The organism is Trinickia sp. NRRL B-1857 (genome assembly GCF_050470685.1).
In the GTDB taxonomy this organism is placed as follows: domain Bacteria; phylum Pseudomonadota; class Gammaproteobacteria; order Burkholderiales; family Burkholderiaceae; genus Trinickia.
Genome location: NZ_JBFLUK010000011.1, coordinates 1,670,392 through 1,687,039, shown reverse-complemented (window position 1 = coordinate 1,687,039; position 16,648 = coordinate 1,670,392). Strand labels below are relative to the sequence as shown.

12 protein-coding genes and 2 pseudogenes are annotated in these 16,648 nt (G+C 58.7%); 4 read left to right on the top strand and 10 right to left on the bottom strand.

Features of this window, described 5'->3' with window-relative positions; all coding sequences use genetic code 11:
• Positions 1 to 14 precede the first annotated feature (14 nt).
• A protein-coding gene (locus AB1286_RS27850) for an IS3 family transposase (protein WP_430361773.1) occupies positions 15 to 1,195 on the bottom strand; the annotation gives its coding sequence in 2 pieces (ribosomal slippage) (positions 15 to 943 and positions 943 to 1,195; 1,182 coding nt in all).
• 244 nt (positions 1,196 to 1,439) lie between these two features.
• Entirely contained in the window at positions 1,440 to 2,045 is a 606-nt protein-coding gene (locus AB1286_RS27845) for a thiamine pyrophosphate-dependent enzyme (protein WP_430366425.1), read from the bottom strand.
• 161 nt (positions 2,046 to 2,206) lie between these two features.
• On the opposite strand from AB1286_RS27845, the gene AB1286_RS27840 reads away from it, so the two are divergent.
• A protein-coding gene (locus AB1286_RS27840; protein ID WP_430361773.1) for an IS3 family transposase occupies positions 2,207 to 3,387 on the top strand; the annotation gives its coding sequence in 2 pieces (ribosomal slippage) (positions 2,207 to 2,459 and positions 2,459 to 3,387; 1,182 coding nt in all).
• A 113-nt stretch (positions 3,388 to 3,500) separates the two neighbouring features.
• On the opposite strand, the gene AB1286_RS27835 is transcribed toward AB1286_RS27840, so the two are convergent.
• Positions 3,501 to 4,088, bottom strand: a complete 588-nt coding sequence (locus AB1286_RS27835; RefSeq protein ID WP_430366424.1) for a phosphonopyruvate decarboxylase — start codon at positions 4,086 to 4,088, stop codon at positions 3,501 to 3,503.
• Between the two features lie 770 nt (positions 4,089 to 4,858).
• Between AB1286_RS27835 and AB1286_RS27830 the strand changes: the two genes are divergently transcribed.
• A complete protein-coding gene (locus AB1286_RS27830; protein ID WP_430366423.1) occupies positions 4,859 to 6,340 on the top strand; it encodes an aldehyde dehydrogenase in 1,482 nt (493 codons plus the stop codon).
• A gap of 66 nt (positions 6,341 to 6,406) precedes the next feature.
• Here the strand turns inward: AB1286_RS27830 and AB1286_RS27825 are convergent, their stop codons facing one another.
• From AB1286_RS27825 to AB1286_RS27805, 5 genes and pseudogenes are all read right to left on the bottom strand, one after another.
• The gene (locus AB1286_RS27825; RefSeq protein ID WP_430366422.1) at positions 6,407 to 7,024 is read right to left on the bottom strand and encodes a fumarylacetoacetate hydrolase family protein; all 618 of its coding nucleotides are present in this window, start codon (positions 7,022 to 7,024) and stop codon (positions 6,407 to 6,409) included.
• A gap of 185 nt (positions 7,025 to 7,209) precedes the next feature.
• Positions 7,210 to 8,472 (bottom strand): argininosuccinate synthase-related protein, encoded by a 1,263-nt coding sequence (locus tag AB1286_RS27820; RefSeq protein WP_430366421.1) that lies wholly within the window; start codon positions 8,470 to 8,472, stop codon positions 7,210 to 7,212.
• Positions 8,473 to 8,691: 219 nt separating this feature from the next.
• Positions 8,692 to 9,357, bottom strand: a pseudogene (locus AB1286_RS27815) (MFS transporter); the annotation flags it as partial.
• 42 nt (positions 9,358 to 9,399) lie between these two features.
• A protein-coding gene (locus AB1286_RS27810) for an IS3 family transposase (protein WP_430367347.1) occupies positions 9,400 to 10,523 on the bottom strand; the annotation gives its coding sequence in 2 pieces (ribosomal slippage) (positions 9,400 to 10,316 and positions 10,316 to 10,523; 1,125 coding nt in all).
• A complete protein-coding gene (locus AB1286_RS27805; RefSeq protein ID WP_430366420.1) occupies positions 10,438 to 11,370 on the bottom strand; it encodes an MFS transporter in 933 nt (310 codons plus the stop codon). The genes AB1286_RS27810 and AB1286_RS27805 overlap by 86 nt, the downstream gene beginning before the upstream one ends.
• A 16-nt stretch (positions 11,371 to 11,386) precedes the next feature.
• Between AB1286_RS27805 and AB1286_RS27800 the strand changes: the two genes are divergently transcribed.
• Positions 11,387 to 11,596, top strand: coding sequence for a hypothetical protein (locus tag AB1286_RS27800; RefSeq protein WP_430366419.1), 210 nt, complete (start codon positions 11,387 to 11,389; stop codon positions 11,594 to 11,596).
• Here AB1286_RS27800 and AB1286_RS27795 read toward each other — a convergent pair.
• Positions 11,564 to 11,794, bottom strand: a pseudogene (locus AB1286_RS27795) (sigma 54-interacting transcriptional regulator); the annotation flags it as partial. The gene AB1286_RS27800 and the pseudogene AB1286_RS27795 overlap by 33 nt on opposite strands.
• A gap of 489 nt (positions 11,795 to 12,283) precedes the next feature.
• On the opposite strand from AB1286_RS27795, the gene AB1286_RS27790 reads away from it, so the two are divergent.
• Complete coding sequence (locus tag AB1286_RS27790; RefSeq protein ID WP_430366418.1) at positions 12,284 to 13,750, top strand: extracellular catalytic domain type 1 short-chain-length polyhydroxyalkanoate depolymerase; 1,467 nt, start codon at positions 12,284 to 12,286, stop codon at positions 13,748 to 13,750.
• A gap of 32 nt (positions 13,751 to 13,782) precedes the next feature.
• Here AB1286_RS27790 and AB1286_RS27785 read toward each other — a convergent pair whose 3' ends face one another.
• Complete coding sequence (locus AB1286_RS27785) at positions 13,783 to 16,635, bottom strand: winged helix-turn-helix domain-containing protein (RefSeq protein ID WP_430366417.1); 2,853 nt, start codon at positions 16,633 to 16,635, stop codon at positions 13,783 to 13,785.
• Positions 16,636 to 16,648 lie beyond the last annotated feature (13 nt).

The window sequence follows — 16,648 nt, the reverse complement described above, 5'->3', positions numbered from 1 at the left end:
CATAGCTGAGAGCTTTATGCGGCTCGCCCCTGCTGAGCGGCGAACCAGTTTTTCTCGAACGTCATGGGGCTGACGTAGTCGAGCGTCGAGTGTAGCCGGCGCGAATTATAAAAGCCAAGCCAGTCGACGATTTCATCCATTGCAGCACGCCGCGTCACGAAGTGCCGACCATGCAGGCGTGCGACTTTCAGCGAACCCCATAGGCTTTCGGTTGGCGCATTATCCCAACAGTCGCCACGCCGGCTCATTGAGGAACGCATACCGTACGCTCTTAGCGAGTCCTGGAAGAGCCCGCTGCAATACTGACTGCCCCTGTCGCTATGGACGATGACGCCAGCGTCTGGGCGGCGCCGGAACCACGCCATACGCAGCGCGTCGGTGACCAGTTCTGCTTTCATGTGTGACTGCATCGACCAGCCCACCACCTGTCTGCTGAACAGGTCGATGATGACCGCCAGATAAACCCAGCCTTCGGCCGTCGCACAGTACGTGATGTCGCTTGTCCAGACCTGATTCGGCGCCGTCGCCGTAAAGTTGCGCGCCAACAAGTTCGGCGCCACCGGCAGGTTGTGGTTCGAGTTCGTCGTCGCGATGTATTTGCGCTTGTGCCGGGCCCGGATACCATGCTGTGCCATCAGTTTGCGTACACGCTCCTTGCCAACGCGAACGCCGCGTGCAACCAGCTCTTTCCACATGCGCGGCCAGCCGTACTCGCCTTTGACCTCTGCGTGAATCGCCTTGATATGCGCCAGCAGCGCATCGTCGCTTACGCGGCTTCGGCGGGGCTTGTCCTGCGCGGTACGTTGCCGCCGCTGATGAAAGCCGCTAGGGCTCACATCGAGCACCTCGCACAGCACCGAAATCGGCCAGTGATGGCGATTGCGCTCGATGAACGCGTACTTCACGTCGACTCCTTCGCGAAGTACGCGCACGCTTTTTTTAAAATATCGCGCTCCATCTTTAAGCGTGCAACTTCGGCGCGCAGCCTCGACAGTTCCATCTGCTCCGGGCTCACCGGCTTTGTGCCGGCCCCGCCAAGCTTGCCTTCCTGCTCAGCCTTCAGCCAGTTGGAAATCGACTGCGCCGGTAAATCCAGCGTCGCGGCGACCGCCGCAACGCTCTGACCGGCCTTGACCAGCCGAACCGCTTCCAGCTTGAATTCGAGCGTGTAGCGCGCCCGCGTCGTCTTGTTCATCTTCTTGACTCTCCTTGCTTGAGTTTAAACGCTCAGCAAGGGATTCGTTTTGCGGGGGCAAGCTCATGGGGCTGAAAAAGCCGTCATATATAAGCGGCTTGGGCAAGGTTTTTCTAGCCTCTCTAACGAGACGGCGCGGACGACCGACGACTAAGTGTTGCGTATCGATCGGCCGGAGAGAACAGCTAACCATGTTGTGAAAAAACAGAAACGAAAGTCGATCTCAAGTGCCGCAGACCGAACATCAATCCACTGCACTTGGGCCGAGCAGTGCGGTACGAAAGCGATCCTTGAGGTAAGAGCCGTCGCGTGGTGGCATCATGAGTGCAGGCTTATTTGGCGCAATTTTGATTTGTGAAAACAGTACCCTGGTACAAGAATGCAATGTGTCTCGAATATCCGTCACATCCTTAGGGACACGGGCCACCGACGCACACTCTATTCCGCATGCCTGCGCGATTTCCATAAGATTGACGCCGCTAGCGGTGTGTGTTTTCTGCATGCCCGTTTCGCAATAGCATTCATTGTCCAGAACCACGATCGACAGGTTCCTGGGCCGCTGCACGCCGATGGTCGCCAGTGCACCAAGCTGCATCAACATCTCGCCGTCTCCTGTGACAACGAGCACCGGGCGCTCCGGTTGCGCAAGAGCGAGGCCCAGCCCGATAGTCGAAGCGGCGCCCATGGCCCCCCATACGGGAAAGTTGAGGGGATGATCTCCCGCCGCAGTGATGTCCCAAACAGCTGAGCCCAAGCCGCTAATCACAAGAAGATTTCCGCGAGACTCTAGTAGTGTTGATACGACCCACCGACGTTCCAACAACCCGTTTAACATTGCATTTTTAGACATTGGTTTTCCTTGGGGATGAACTCATCTAGGCCCAGGGACATCTACATCGTGTAGCCAGTTGATGACTGTCTGGTATCGCGCTACCAGGAACGAACTGAGCTTGCCCCCGCAAAACGAATCCCTTGCTGAGCGTTTAAACTCAAGCAAGGAGAGTCAAGAAGATGAACAAGACGACGCGGGCGCGCTACACGCTCGAATTCAAGCTGGAAGCGGTTCGGCTGGTCAAGGCCGGTCAGAGCGTTGCGGCGGTCGCCGCGACGCTGGATTTACCGGCGCAGTCGATTTCCAACTGGCTGAAGGCTGAGCAGGAAGGCAAGCTTGGCGGGGCCGGCACAAAGCCGGTGAGCCCGGAGCAGATGGAACTGTCGAGGCTGCGCGCCGAAGTTGCACGCTTAAAGATGGAGCGCGATATTTTAAAAAAAGCGTGCGCGTACTTCGCGAAGGAGTCGACGTGAAGTACGCGTTCATCGAGCGCAATCGCCATCACTGGCCGATTTCGGTGCTGTGCGAGGTGCTCGATGTGAGCCCTAGCGGCTTTCATCAGCGGCGGCAACGTACCGCGCAGGACAAGCCCCGCCGAAGCCGCGTAAGCGACGATGCGCTGCTGGCGCATATCAAGGCGATTCACGCAGAGGTCAAAGGCGAGTACGGCTGGCCGCGCATGTGGAAAGAGCTGGTTGCACGCGGCGTTCGCGTTGGCAAGGAGCGTGTACGCAAACTGATGGCACAGCATGGTATCCGGGCCCGGCACAAGCGCAAATACATCGCGACGACGAACTCGAACCACAACCTGCCGGTGGCGCCGAACTTGTTGGCGCGCAACTTTACGGCGACGGCGCCGAATCAGGTCTGGACAAGCGACATCACGTACTGTGCGACGGCCGAAGGCTGGGTTTATCTGGCGGTCATCATCGACCTGTTCAGCAGACAGGTGGTGGGCTGGTCGATGCAGTCACACATGAAAGCAGAACTGGTCACCGACGCGCTGCGTATGGCGTGGTTCCGGCGCCGCCCAGACGCTGGCGTCATCGTCCATAGCGACAGGGGCAGTCAGTATTGCAGCGGGCTCTTCCAGGACTCGCTAAGAGCGTACGGTATGCGTTCCTCAATGAGCCGGCGTGGCGACTGTTGGGATAATGCGCCAACCGAAAGCCTATGGGGTTCGCTGAAAGTCGCACGCCTGCATGGTCGGCACTTCGTGACGCGGCGTGCTGCAATGGATGAAATCGTCGACTGGCTTGGCTTTTATAATTCGCGCCGGCTACACTCGACGCTCGACTACGTCAGCCCCATGACGTTCGAGAAAAACTGGTTCGCCGCTCAGCAGGGGCGAGCCGCATAAAGCTCTCAGCTATGGGATTCGCGAAACAGGGGCAAGGTCAAACAACCTGTTCGAGGTGAAATGGACTAGTTCCGCCACGTGGCGGTGGGAAACCACCGCCGGGGTAGTATTGACTAAGCCGTTGCTTGTAATTTTCCGAAGGACTTGGTGCCTATCACACGTTGTGAAATGAGTACGGCACTGGCCTTGTAGCCGTAGAAGGCCATTTTTAGCGCAGCTTCGACGGCTGGAGCAATATCATCCGATTTCTCAGCATGAATAACGGAGAAATCGAAAAGTTCGAGACACTTACGAGCGGCTTGCCCCATTGGAATCTGCCACGGTACGAATTCACCCCATTCGCCACGCATCGTGACGAGAATGACCGCCGGCATTGTGCAACTGCGAATAAGTGAGAACAGGTTGACGCAGTTGCCGACTCCCGAAGACTGCATCAGCAAAACAGCGCGTTGTCCACCGAGCCAAGCACCCGCGATGAGGCCGATACCTTCTTGCTCCGTTGTCAGAGATATGGTGCGAATCGCGTTGTCGGTGTCAAGCCTCGCAATGAGCTCTGCATTGCCTCCGTCGGGGACATAGGCCGCCTGCTTGATCCCGAACTTCGTCAGCAGAGCATGAATTTCCTTCGGCCATGTGGCGGTTGCGTCGGATCCGCCGAAATCGTATGACTCGGAATTCGCGGTGAGATGTGATGTCGACATCTTTTTAGACCTTCTAAACCAGTTGATTGATCCAAGCTCAAATATATCGGGCGGGCCTGGAAATGTCTTATTCTGTCCGGATCGAAGTGCTGACCAAAGCGTGGTCCCACACGTCTATGTCGCTTTGGCCAGCAACGAAATATCGGCCAATCCCGATTTGATCGGATTGATTTGCGACCGACAGCGTCGGCGAACATCATAAATCAAACAAGCAGGAACCCTCTCCCAGTTGAAGCATATTTCGTACATCGGACGTACTTCTCCTTGATATGGGCTATTCGATAAGTCGTCTCAGTCGTTGCATCTAAGGACTCAATGATAAATTGTTTAAAAGTCGATTTGAAATTGATAGTTGTAATATCGGTATTTGTCGAGTGAATGTGATATGAAAAATGCATAGATGAGGCTTGCGCGGATGGGTTGAGTGATGGGCGAAAATGGCGCAAATATATGTTGCTTTTAATTCTGAATGAAAAGTTTTCTTTATTTTTTCCGTTTTTCGGGTCAGTCTTTGTGGTCGCTGGTTTGTCATTTGTGTATTAATTTTGTGAATATGTTGATTGTTTTGGTTGATGTGGCTCGATTTGTAAATTGAATGTGTGGTAGGTTGCGATAAGATTTAGAGTGGGTGTTGCAGTTTGTTGACTTCTCGTTGGTTTTTTGTGTTGGCACAATTTCTGTGCTTCAATTCCTTCGATGAACAAACGACCAACTGAAGGAAAATTGTTCCTGGTCTCGCGGGTCGACGAGCCTCATTCGCCAAATGAAGAATGCAACGCTATCTAAACTATATCGATGGAGCATTCGTCGCCCCTGATTCCAACGCTTGGCTGCCAAGCGCAAATCCGTACACTGGTGAAAACTGGTGCGAGATTCCACGGAGTAATGAACGAGACGCCCGAGCCGCGGTCGACGCCGCCAGTCGCGCATTCCGTAGCAGCGCATGGTCGTCGTTCAACGCGAGTCAGCGAGGTGTATTGTTGCGCCGGCTGGCTGATCTCATCACTGAGCATGCAGAGTCGTTGGCTTGCACAGAAGTGAGGGATAACGGGAAGTTGATCACCGAGATGCGCGGCCAGCTGCGATATATTCCAGAGTGGTTTCATTACTATGCCGGGCTAGCCGACAAGATCGAGGGCAGTGTTCTACCGATAGACAAGCAGGACTATTTGACGTTCACTCGATACGAGCCTCTCGGTGTTGTTCTTGCTATTACCGCGTGGAATTCGCCGCTCCTACTGCTCACTTGGAAACTGGCGCCGGGTCTTGCTGCCGGCAATACGTTTGTGATCAAACCTTCCGAGTATGCAACCGCGTCGACGCTCGAGTTCGCCGCGCTATTCGGACGAGCGGGATTTCCGCCTGGTGTTGTCAATGTGATTTCCGGTTATGGATCCGAGATTGGCGATGCCCTGACTGGTGACAGCCGGGTTGCTAAGATCGCATTCACCGGATCCGATTCGACCGGGCGCAGAGTAAACGAGCAAGCCGCACGTGATTTCAAGCATGTAACGATGGAGCTCGGCGGCAAGTCGCCGAACATTGTCTTTGCTGATGCCAATGCGGATCAGGCAATCGCAGGAGCGATTTCAGGAATCTTCGCTGCCGGCGGGCAAACCTGCATGGCAGGATCCCGGCTGCTGCTTCAGGAGCCGATATACGACGAATTTATCCGACGCCTCGTGGCGGCATGCGGTGTTGCTAAACTCGGAGATCCGATGGACGATACGACACAGGTGGGCCCCATCGCGAATCGGCCGCAGTATGATCGGGTGCTCTCATGCATCGAGATGGCCCATGCGGACGGTGCCACACTTGTACTGGGAGGCCGGCCGTACACCGAAGGCAACGCAAAGCGCGGCCTCTTTATCGAGCCGACGATTTTTCGCGATGTTTCCAATGAGATGCGGATCGCTCGCCAGGAGGTTTTTGGGCCCGTGCTTGCGGTGATTCCGTTTACAAGTGAAGAGGACGCGGTCGCTATTGCGAACGATAGCCCGTATGGCCTGGCGGCGGGTGTCTGGACCAAAGACATGGGGACCGCGCTGCGCATGTCGCAGCGTCTCGAAGCGGGAACAGTCTGGGTCAACTCCTACCGCGCGGTCAGCTACCTTGCTCCATTTGGTGGTTACAAGCAGAGCGGCATCGGTCGTGAGAGCGGGTACGAAATGATTAAGGCGTACTTGCAGACCAAGACCACGTGGATCTATTCAGGCGAGGCCTGCCCGGACAATCCGTTCGTGATGCGATAGCTCGACGCGATAAGCGATCAGCTTGGCGTTCGCCAACGCGCGACGGGCTTCGACGCTACCCGCGAATCAACCCAACCGCAAGCTAAGTCTGGACAACCCCTCTACACCGCCGCGCAATATATCCGTGCGATTGACGGATAGGGAGGGGCTAGGCGAGCCGGTGAAAACAAGATCTCCGCGTCTCAGGGGAAGTTGATCGGAGAGCAGGGAGACGATCTCCGGTATCGGCCATGCCATTTCTCCCAGTGTCGCTTCCATTGCGGGGCGATTGTTCAGATCCAGCCACACCAAATTGTTCTCGCATTCGAAACATGCCCTTGGAACGAGCGCGCTACAGACAGTTCGGCAATTCGGGCGCGCACCTCGATCGACTTCTGCCGGACCGATTGCATGCTTTGGTGCAGAGTCGAGGAAATTCACGGCGACGCCATACGCGCAAATGTGCTGAAGGGCGCGCGATACTGGGATGTGGCGCGCAGACTTTCCGATCACGGCAAAGATCTCAATCTGGCACTTCCAACAGCTGCCGGTCAAGCACGAAATCCCGTATTCGAGCGAGACGATTGTATTTATGTCCCTTACTAGGAAATTCGCGCTACGCGTTCGCTGGAGCCCTCGAGCGCTGTAGTTCTGCTCGATCCCGAATGCACGAAAGACGTCGACGTAGTCGTTTTGGCCTTGCATCGCGAGCTTCAAATGCGCCGAAGACGAGGAGTGCGTCATTTCAGATCCTGATGGCCTAAGATGAGTGAGATGCTAATGGCGCGCGGGGAACTATCGCGCACTTGCCGCGATTCAGCTTGAATTTACGGTACGTCGCTCTGGCATGCCCCCGAGCAGGAAGATGTAAGCATTGAGCGCGATTACTCTCAGGCATTCTCCAGTTCGTTTAAGCGAAGTACTGTACGTGGCTGCGACGCTTCTACTAGCGCTGCACCATGCAGCTCTTGCAAGCTACGAGCGCCGCGAACGCGCGCGGCCTGCTTTTCCCAACCGTCGCGATCGGTTATATAACGCGGTTCGGCTGCGTGTATGGAGCACACATCGGCTACCCCTTCTCGGAGTACATACTTCACCATACCGGTGACGGCGGTTGCTCGATAAGCGACGAACTGATCAATGCTGCTTCGGAGATCGCCGAACCAACGCCCTTCGATCGCTTCGCGAACCCAGATCTGCTCCAGCGAGAGCTTTTCTCGAATCAGTTCCGGATCGAATGTTGCCATCTCTAGGTGCCGATATGCATTCATCAGGACGTGTGCTGCCGGTGCCTCGCGCACCTCTAGAACCTTCTCGCCGTCGTCCAGATGTTCTAGACCGCAGTAGCGTCCGATCCTGTAAGCGCCGACGCAGTTATTTAGTCGCGCAATCAATTCGACCAACGGAAGCTTAACGTCGTCGATTGCTACAGGCGTCCCGGCGTCGAACCGGATTGAGACGGTGTTGCGTGGCGCGATGTTCGCTCGCGGGGCTGTCCAGGCAAAAAGCCCTTCGGGCACCTCGAAGGCCTCCGGATTGTCGAGCGATCCGGACTCGAATTCGCGACACCAGAGATTCGCGTCCCCGCTCGTGCCGCGAGCCTCAAAAGCGGCGAGGCCGGCGCGACGAAGTGCTTCGATCTTTTCTTGTCGTGTCAGTGCGGAGTATTCGTAGGGACTTCCGTAAAAGCCACCGAATCCGAGTTGGTGGATCGCTCCGTTTAGCCGACGCAGGCTATTTTGAGATTGATTGGCCGTGTGCACGATTGTATTGCACCCGATTCGAGCGGCCTGGCGGACGGCAATTTGACAGATGACGGGCCGCGACAGCGATGAACTGATGGGATACATCGCCAAGTACTGTGCGTTACAACGTATTGCTGACAAGACGGCGTCATGGGCGAAAGTCTCGCGGCCATCGACGATCACCGATCGGGCGCCGAAATGCGAAGCAATCATGGCAAGATCATCCCTATTGACGCCATCGCCCAGATCGACGGTCAGGGCCGTGACCTCGCAGTTGCGATATTTGGCCAATTTCATCAGCACGTAGCTGCTGTCGACGCCACCGCTGAACAAAGTCAAAACGCGTCCGCAGTTGCGGGCGACGTATTCCAGATCGGCAAAGCTGCGGATACGACGTTGCGTTTTCATGTTCGTCCTTTGTATGTGCTTGGATGGCCGTTAGGGAATCCGAATGTCCCGGTTGTACGGCTGCGAAGGCCATAAGTGATAAATGACTGGGGAATTGGTGTGGCGGGGGGCGGAGTTTTTACGAGATTGACGAAGGCGTTGAAGACCGAACGAGGGAGGGCGATTCTGTAATGAGCTCTATCAATCAAGCCACCGCATTCTGGTGTCACAAGCGTGGTATCACGCGTTTCGCCAGCGCGGCAGGAGCCGTAAGCAACTGACGAAGGTACCTACCAGCGCGAAGGCACTGCCGATCCATAGAGCGACAATCGGACCGTTTCCTCCATGGACGTGAAAGCAAAGAGCGACCAGCGCGGCACCGAGTGTTTGTCCGAGCAAGCGCGCGGTGGCAACGATCCCACTGGCGCCGCCGCTGCGTTCGGGCGGTGCGCTTCCCATCAGCGCTTTGAGATTGGGAGATTGAAAAAAGCCGAATCCGGCGCCGCATAGAACCATGCGCCATGCAATATCGATCGTTGACGGTGTGGGCGGCAACGTGGCCAACGACGCCATGCCAATGCATAAGATGAGGAGGCCGGTTGTTCCGAGAAAGCCCGCGGGATATCTCTCGACTAGGCGACCCGCAATGGGTGCCATGATTGCTACGACGGCTGGCCATGGTGTCATCAAAAAACCCGTTGCGACCTGGCTGTTTCCAAGGCTCACTTGTAAGAAAAACGGTAGCGATACGAATGCAAGGCTCTGCGCCGAAAACGAGCAGATCGAGGTGATCGCAGACAGTGAGAAGACAGGGCGCTTGAAGAGGTCGAGCGCGAGCATAGGAGCAGGGTGGCCGGCCTGGCGTCTCAGCAAAGCGGTCCCGCACGCGGCGGCGATCACCCACTCGATGACCTTGCCCCTGTTTCGCGAATCCCATAGCTGAGAGCTTTATGCGGCTCGCCCCTGCTGAGCGGCGAACCAGTTTTTCTCGAACGTCATGGGGCTGACGTAGTCGAGCGTCGAGTGTAGCCGGCGCGAATTATAAAAGCCAAGCCAGTCGACGATTTCATCCATTGCAGCACGCCGCGTCACGAAGTGCCGACCATGCAGGCGTGCGACTTTCAGCGAACCCCATAGGCTTTCGGTTGGCGCATTATCCCAACAGTCGCCACGCCGGCTCATTGAGGAACGCATACCGTACGCTCTTAGCGAGTCCTGGAAGAGCCCGCTGCAATACTGACTGCCCCTGTCGCTATGGACGATGACGCCAGCGTCTGGGCGGCGCCGGAACCACGCCATACGCAGCGCGTCGGTGACCAGTTCTGCTTTCATGTGTGACTGCATCGACCAGCCCACCACCTGTCTGCTGAACAGGTCGATGATGACCGCCAGATAAACCCAGCCTTCGGCCGTCGCACAGTACGTGATGTCGCTTGTCCAGACCTGATTCGGCGCCGTCGCCGTAAAGTTGCGCGCCAACAAGTTCGGCGCCACCGGCAGGTTGTGGTTCGAGTTCGTCGTCGCGATGTATTTGCGCTTGTGCCGGGCCCGGATACCATGCTGTGCCATCAGTTTGCGTACACGCTCCTTGCCAACGCGAACGCCGCGTGCAACCAGCTCTTTCCACATGCGCGGCCAGCCGTACTCGCCTTTGACCTCTGCGTGAATCGCCTTGATATGCGCCAGCAGCGCATCGTCGCTTACGCGGCTTCGGCGGGGCTTGTCCTGCGCGGTACGTTGCCGCCGCTGATGAAAGCCGCTAGGGCTCACATCGAGCACCTCGCACAGCACCGAAATCGGCCAGTGATGGCGATTGCGCTCGATGAACGCGTACTTCACGTCGACTCCTTCGCGAAGTACGCGCACGCTTTTTTTAAAATATCGCGCTCCATCTTTAAGCGTGCAACTTCGGCGCGCAGCCTCGACAGTTCCATCTGCTCCGGGCTCACCGGCTTTGTGCCGGCCCCGCCAAGCTTGCCTTCCTGCTCAGCCTTCAGCCAGTTGGAAATCGACTGCGCCGGTAAATCCAGCGTCGCGGCGACCGCCGCAACGCTCTGACCGGCCTTGACCAGCCGAACCGCTTCCAGCTTGAATTCGAGCGTGTAGCGCGCCCGCGTCGTCTTGTTCATCTTCTTGACTCTCCTTGCTTGAGTTTAAACGCTCAGCAAGGGATTCGTTTTGCGGGGGCAAGCTCACGACTATGACGATCGGTGACACGCCTTCATGCGAAATCGTGCCAAGACCAAGTATCAGCAGCGCGAAGAAAGTTGCGCAGAGCATCGCTGCGGCTATATCGAAATCGTACCGTGCTCGATGAGTGATCGGCAGCGTACGGGTCGCCAGCGCAATAGAGAATACGCCGAGGGGAACGTTGGTCAAGAACAGCCAGTTCCATGACGCCACGGACAGGATCGCCGATGCCACGGACGGGCCAAGGGTAAACGAAACGGCTACGACGAGCGCGTTCAGTCCAACGCCACGCCCCAGCAGTTTGAGGGGGTAGGAAAAGCGTATGAGCGCGGTGTTGACGCTCATGATTGCGGCTGCCCCAACACCTTGCATCGCGCGTGCAGTGACGAGCGTGGGAAGTGACCACGCGAGGCCGCAGCCGAGCGAACTAGCCGTGAAGAGCGTAAGCCCTGTGATATAGACGCGCCGGTGTCCGTGTATCTCGCCGAGGGCTGCAAACGGAAGAAGCGTCGCGACCATCGCAAGTTGATAGGCGTTGACCACCCAGATCACCGAAGACGGAGAAGAGCGGATGCTCATCGCGATCGTCGGAAGGGCGGTGTTGGTAATCGCCGTATCAAGGTTGGCCATCGCGACTGCAAGCGAAATGGCGATAAGCGCCGCTACTCTCTGCCGTGTTGGCAAGCCGTCTTGAAATGGGGTGTTCAGCGGTAGGTCGGTAACGGACATCGCAAAGCGGAGCAGATTGAATGAGCGACACTTTGTCACTCGCGACAAAATTAATCCAATGGATGTTTGTAATGTCGATATCTATTCCGTGGATGTCAGTGCTGCGGCGCGCCGCTCAACGGAGGTGGTCTCGATGCCAAAATCAGGAGCCTTACCTGGCATGCCCGTGCGGGCGGTGATTGGACTTAGCCGCCTGAATCATGCGCCGCAGCTTGCGTTGCAGTGACAGAGACATATCGCCGGTCTCGTCGAGGAAAAGCGTGCCGCCGTGAGCCAGTTCGAATTTGCTGACAAGGCCTTTTCGGTCCGCGCCGGTGTTGGCGCCCGCAGCCGTGCCGAACAGCTCGACCTCGAGCGGCGAATCGGGAACGACCGCGACGTTGACCGCGACGAACCGCCTGTCGGTGCGCGCCGACGCGCCGTATCAATCGCGTCACGACGAACATTTCGGACGGCCAGCGCATTGCGCTCCCACGCATTAGCTGTAATCGCTCAGGATGGTGCCGAGCTTTGTTGCCATGTGGATTTCTCCTTGTTGCGTGACAGTACAGCCCGGCCCTGCTTGTTGCGAATCGTCTAACATTAGAGACACTAAGGCGAGAAGTGTCTCAACTTGTGGACGCGCGGGGGAACGGGAATTCCCCTTATCAGTCGCGTTTTATCGCGCAAAAAGAGGCATGCCGCGGCAATAGATGCGCCGTCAACGGCCGCGTTGCGCCGATACATACGGGCATGGATGCTGCTTTTGATCCGCTCGCCGTCGGGGCATGACCGCTGTTCGGTCGCTTCCTGACGCGGTTGGCGGCATGTCGATTCGTTCGATCGGAACCGGCCGGCCATTCAAGACGGAACGGTCCATCGAATCAGTCGAACCCGCTTCTTATGCGGTATTCAAACAAGTAAAGGAGACGTCATGCAATTGCTATCACGGCGCCAGTGGCGATGGCTTGTGTGTTTCTTCGCTGCGCTCGTAACGACTTCTGCATTGGCTGCTGTCACGCCCGGCCCCGGAACCTGGAGTGCGCAGCAAACCTGGGCCGCGGATTCGGTGAACGGCGGCAATCTGACCGGTTATTACTACTGGCCGGCGAGCCAGCCGACAACCCCCAACGGTCAACGGGCGCTGATATTGGTGCTGCACGGTTGCCTACAGACCGCGTCCGGTGACGTCATCAATAACAGCAATGGGGCCGGTTTCAACTGGAAGGCGATCGCCGATCAGTACGGCGCGATCATCCTGGCGCCGAACGCAACCGGCAATGTTTACAGCAATCACTGCTGGGACTATGCGAACACTTCCCCCAGCCGCACTGCCGGGCATGTCGGGGTGCTGCTGGATTTGGTAAACCGCTTCGTGTCGAACGCTCAATACGCGATCGATCCCAACCAAGTGTACGTGGCGGGCCTATCTTCGGGTGGCGGCATGACGATGGTGTTAGGTTGCATCGCGCCCGACATTTTCGCCGGCATCGGGATCAATGCCGGGCCGCCGCCGGGAACGACCACGGCACAGATCGGCTACGTGCCGAGCGGCTTCACGGCGACAACGGCGGCGAACCAGTGCAAGGCGTGGGCGGGCTCCAATGTGAGCAAGTTTTCGACGCAGATTGCCGGAGCTGTGTGGGGGACGTCGGATTACACTGTCGCTCAGGCCTACGGTCCGCTCGATACAGCGGCTTTGCGCAGCATTTACGGCGGCACCTTTACGCAAGGCGCGAAAGTGACGATTCCGGGCGGCGGAACGAACACACCGTATTCCGACAGCAGCGGCAAGGTCCGGACGCACGAGATTTCGGTGTCCGGGATGTCGCATGCGTGGCCGGCCGGATCGGGCGGTAACAACACGAACTACGTGGATGCCACCCACATCAACTATCCGGCATTCGTCATGGACTTCTGGGTCAAGAACAACCTTCGCGCCGTGTCGGGGCCGGCGCAGTCCGGCTCCGTCCCGACCGGTTTGGCAGTGACCGGCACCACGCAAACAAGCGTTTCGCTTTCGTGGAATCCCGTTGCCGACGCAACGAGCTACAACGTCTATCGAAACGGGAGCAAGGTTGGTTCTTCCACATCCGCGAGCTACACCGATTCGGGCTTGGTCGCAGGGACAACTTATTCCTACACCGTGACCGAAATCGATCCAAGTGCGGGGGAGAGCGCGCAATCGTCCGCCGTATCGGCGACAACGCAATCGAGCTTCACCTGTACCGAGACGACGGCGTCGAACTATGCCCATGTACTGGCGGGCCGTGCGCACGATTCCCTCGGTACGGCTTACGCCAATGGGTCGAACCAGAACATGGGGCTCGACAATCTCTTCTATTCGAATACGCTAGCGCAGACGTCGGCGGGATACTACGTCATCGGCAATTGTCCTTAGCAAGGCGTCGGCAATAGCCATCGACTCGTGCCTCAAGCGTACACGGCCTTCGCTTGCAGGAGGCTCAATCGCTCCGCGAGCTTGCGCGCCTCGGGCAAGCGCGGCGTACCGAAAGACGGTGAGATGAACGCCGAAAACGGGATCAGCACCGCCAGCGCTTCGCCCGCGTCGCCGGTTTGCGCGAGCGACGCGCTCAACTCCAGCGCCGAGCGCAACTCGAACAAGCGCGCGCTCTGCTCATGGGCCAGCGCCATAGCCTCGCGCAAGTAACGACGGCCCGCCTCGATATACGGCGCCGGGCTCTGGCCGCCGCGCGCTTCATGCTGTCGCGCGGCGGCCAGTTCGACCATGCCACGCACGCGCAACAGTTCGGCGGCAAAACCGAGATCGCCGTGGGCATCGCCATGACGCTGCGCATCGTCAAGCTTCGCGATGGCCTCGTCGATGCGCCCGCGCTCGGCGAGCGCTTGTGCGCAGGCACAAATCAACGGCGTGGTCACTCGCCGGTACCCGCGCGACGCCAGGCCGGCCAACCCGGCCTCGAGTTGCTTCAAACCGTCGGGATTGCCGGTCTCCAATTCGAGTTGTCCGACGAGGCACCGGCCGTAATCCTCCCACCCGTCGAACCGGTTCAGCGCGGCTTGCGAGCGCAGCAAACCGATATGGTGGGTGGCCGCTTCGATCTCGCCGCAAGCCAATTCCAGCGGCACGACCAACACGGCCAAGAGATGACAAAAAGACGGCTCGAGGATATCGGCACGCAGGAAGTTGATGGCACGCTCGACGAGTTCCAACGCCAGCGCCGTATCGCCTTGCATCCATGCAATACGCGCCAACGTACCCGTCCCGAAGATGCGAGGATCGACCGCCAGAGCGCTCTCTTCGTGCCCGGGCTGCCCGAGTAAGTCGAGCGCCGCAAGCGTCTGCTCGAGGCGCTCACGCGCCTGAGCGTGCTCGCCGAAGCAATGCAACGTGGCCGCGAGCGTCGCACTCGCGCAGAGCTTTTGCCAAGGCGTGCCCTCGCGCTCCGCGCGTGCCTCGAAGCGCGTAGCGAAGCGCAGCGCCGTATGAATATCGCCGCTCGTCATTGCCGCGTTCCACAGGCCCCATTCCGCGCGGGCGGCGAAGATGTCGTGATTGCCGCCTTGCGCTCGCTCGAGCACGCGGGTCCACAGACGGGCCGCGTCGGATACGGCTCCGCCGGTCAACACGAGCGATGCAGCGTACGCGGAGCATATGCGCATTTCGCAGACGACGTCGACGGCGTCGAGCGGCAATCTGTCGAGCGTCGCGAGCGCATATTCCGCACGCTCGCGGCATTCGTGCACGAGCGACGTGTCAAGCAGCATGCCGACCAGCGAGCCCGCGAGCGCCACGCCAAGTGCGGGATCGCCTTCCGTCGAGAATGCCCAGTCCCACGCGCTGCGCGCTTCGTCGAGCGACGGATGACCGAGCGGCTGCCCATCCTTTCGATAGGGCGTTAGTGCCGAGTGATCCTCGATGTGCCGCTGAAGATAGCGCAGGTGACGATAGGCGACTCGCTTGACTTCGCCTCCGTCGCGCAGCTTTTCCATCGCGTAAGCACGCGTCGACTCGGTGAGGCGATATAGCGCGATCGCGCCGTGGAATTCAACGGCGAGTAGCGATTTGGCGGCCAGCTCGCCGAGGGACGCGATCGCCACCGCGATCGGCGCACCGGGTTCTATCGCCACCGCGCAAACGGCATCGAACGTAAAGGCGCCGGAAAAGAAGGCAAGACGGCGGAACAGGGCGCGGGCCTCGGTATCGAGCAAGCCGTAGCTCCAGTCGAACGTCGCTCGCAAGGTTTGATGACGCGGCAACGCGGAGCGCAGACCGCCGCTCAATAGATTCAAGCGGTCGTCAAGGCGCGCCGCGACGCCCTCGACCCCAAGCGTCGCCACCCGTGCGGCCGCCAACTCGATCGCGAGCGGCAAACCTTCCAGGCGCCGGCAGATATCCGCCACGATGCGGATACTGGCCGCGTCGCCGGCGCAACTCGGTGCGAAGTTGCGAGCGCGCAGCAGAAACATCTCGACCGCACCGTAGGCGGGGATCTCCTCGGCGCTCGCCTCGCAAGGCGGCACGGCAAGCGGTTCGATTCGAATGACCGCCTCGCCGCGAATCGCAAGCGGCTCGCGGCTCGTCACGAGCACACTGAGCGCATTCGAACCGGAGATAAGCGCTTCGACGATCCCGGCCACCGAGTCGATGACGTGTTCGGCGTTGTCGAGTACCAGAAATGCGCGCTGCGCGCCCAATCCGCTCAGCAGCGAACGAGCGTCGCGCATCGCTTGCGACGGGTCGGCTTGCAACGTCATCGCGAGCGTGGCGATGACCGCTTCGCGCGAGGTGGACGAGGCCAGCTCGACGAAGTGTACGGAGCCGTCCCTGTCCGCACTCAATGTGCGAGCGATGCAAGATGCCAGCGCCGTTTTGCCGATCCCGCCGGCGCCGACCAGCGTGACGACCGATGTCTGCCGCAACTGGGCGAGTATGCGCGTTACGTCCTCGTCTCGCCCGATGAGCGGCGTATTGGGCGGCAGCGTCTGAGCGACGGTCGCCTCGCGCGCGACGCCCGAGAACGGCACGAGCATATATCCGCGGCCGCTCACCGTCTTGATGAGTTCGCGATCGGCATCGAGCACCTTGCGCAAGGCGGCGATATGAACCTGCAAACAGTTTTCTTCGACGATCTGATTGCGCCAGACCGCTTCGATGATCTTGTCTTTCGTGACGATCGACCCGTTGGCGCGAAACAGTACTTCGAGGATATCGAACGCACGAGCGCTGACGCGCAGCGCGAGACCGTTCCGGCGGATCTCCCTCCGTTCGAAATTCACCAGCAACGTGCCGATCTTGACCATGGTTTTCTCCGAG

Excerpts from the sequence above, each read along its gene's own strand:
- AB1286_RS27805 (WP_430366420.1), bottom strand. The coding sequence starts at position 11,370 with ATGTCCGTTACCGACCTACCGCTGAACACCCCATTTCAAGACGGCTTG.
- AB1286_RS27825 (WP_430366422.1), bottom strand. The coding sequence starts at position 7,024 with ATGCAAGGCCAAAACGACTACGTCGACGTCTTTCGTGCATTCGGGATC.
- AB1286_RS27830 (WP_430366423.1), top strand. The coding sequence starts at position 4,859 with ATGCAACGCTATCTAAACTATATCGATGGAGCATTCGTCGCCCCTGAT.
- AB1286_RS27790 (WP_430366418.1), top strand. The coding sequence starts at position 12,284 with ATGCAATTGCTATCACGGCGCCAGTGGCGATGGCTTGTGTGTTTCTTC.
- AB1286_RS27835 (WP_430366424.1), bottom strand. The coding sequence starts at position 4,088 with ATGTCGACATCACATCTCACCGCGAATTCCGAGTCATACGATTTCGGC.
- AB1286_RS27820 (WP_430366421.1), bottom strand. The coding sequence starts at position 8,472 with ATGAAAACGCAACGTCGTATCCGCAGCTTTGCCGATCTGGAATACGTC.
- AB1286_RS27845 (WP_430366425.1), bottom strand. The coding sequence starts at position 2,045 with ATGTCTAAAAATGCAATGTTAAACGGGTTGTTGGAACGTCGGTGGGTC.
- AB1286_RS27785 (WP_430366417.1), bottom strand. The coding sequence starts at position 16,635 with ATGGTCAAGATCGGCACGTTGCTGGTGAATTTCGAACGGAGGGAGATC.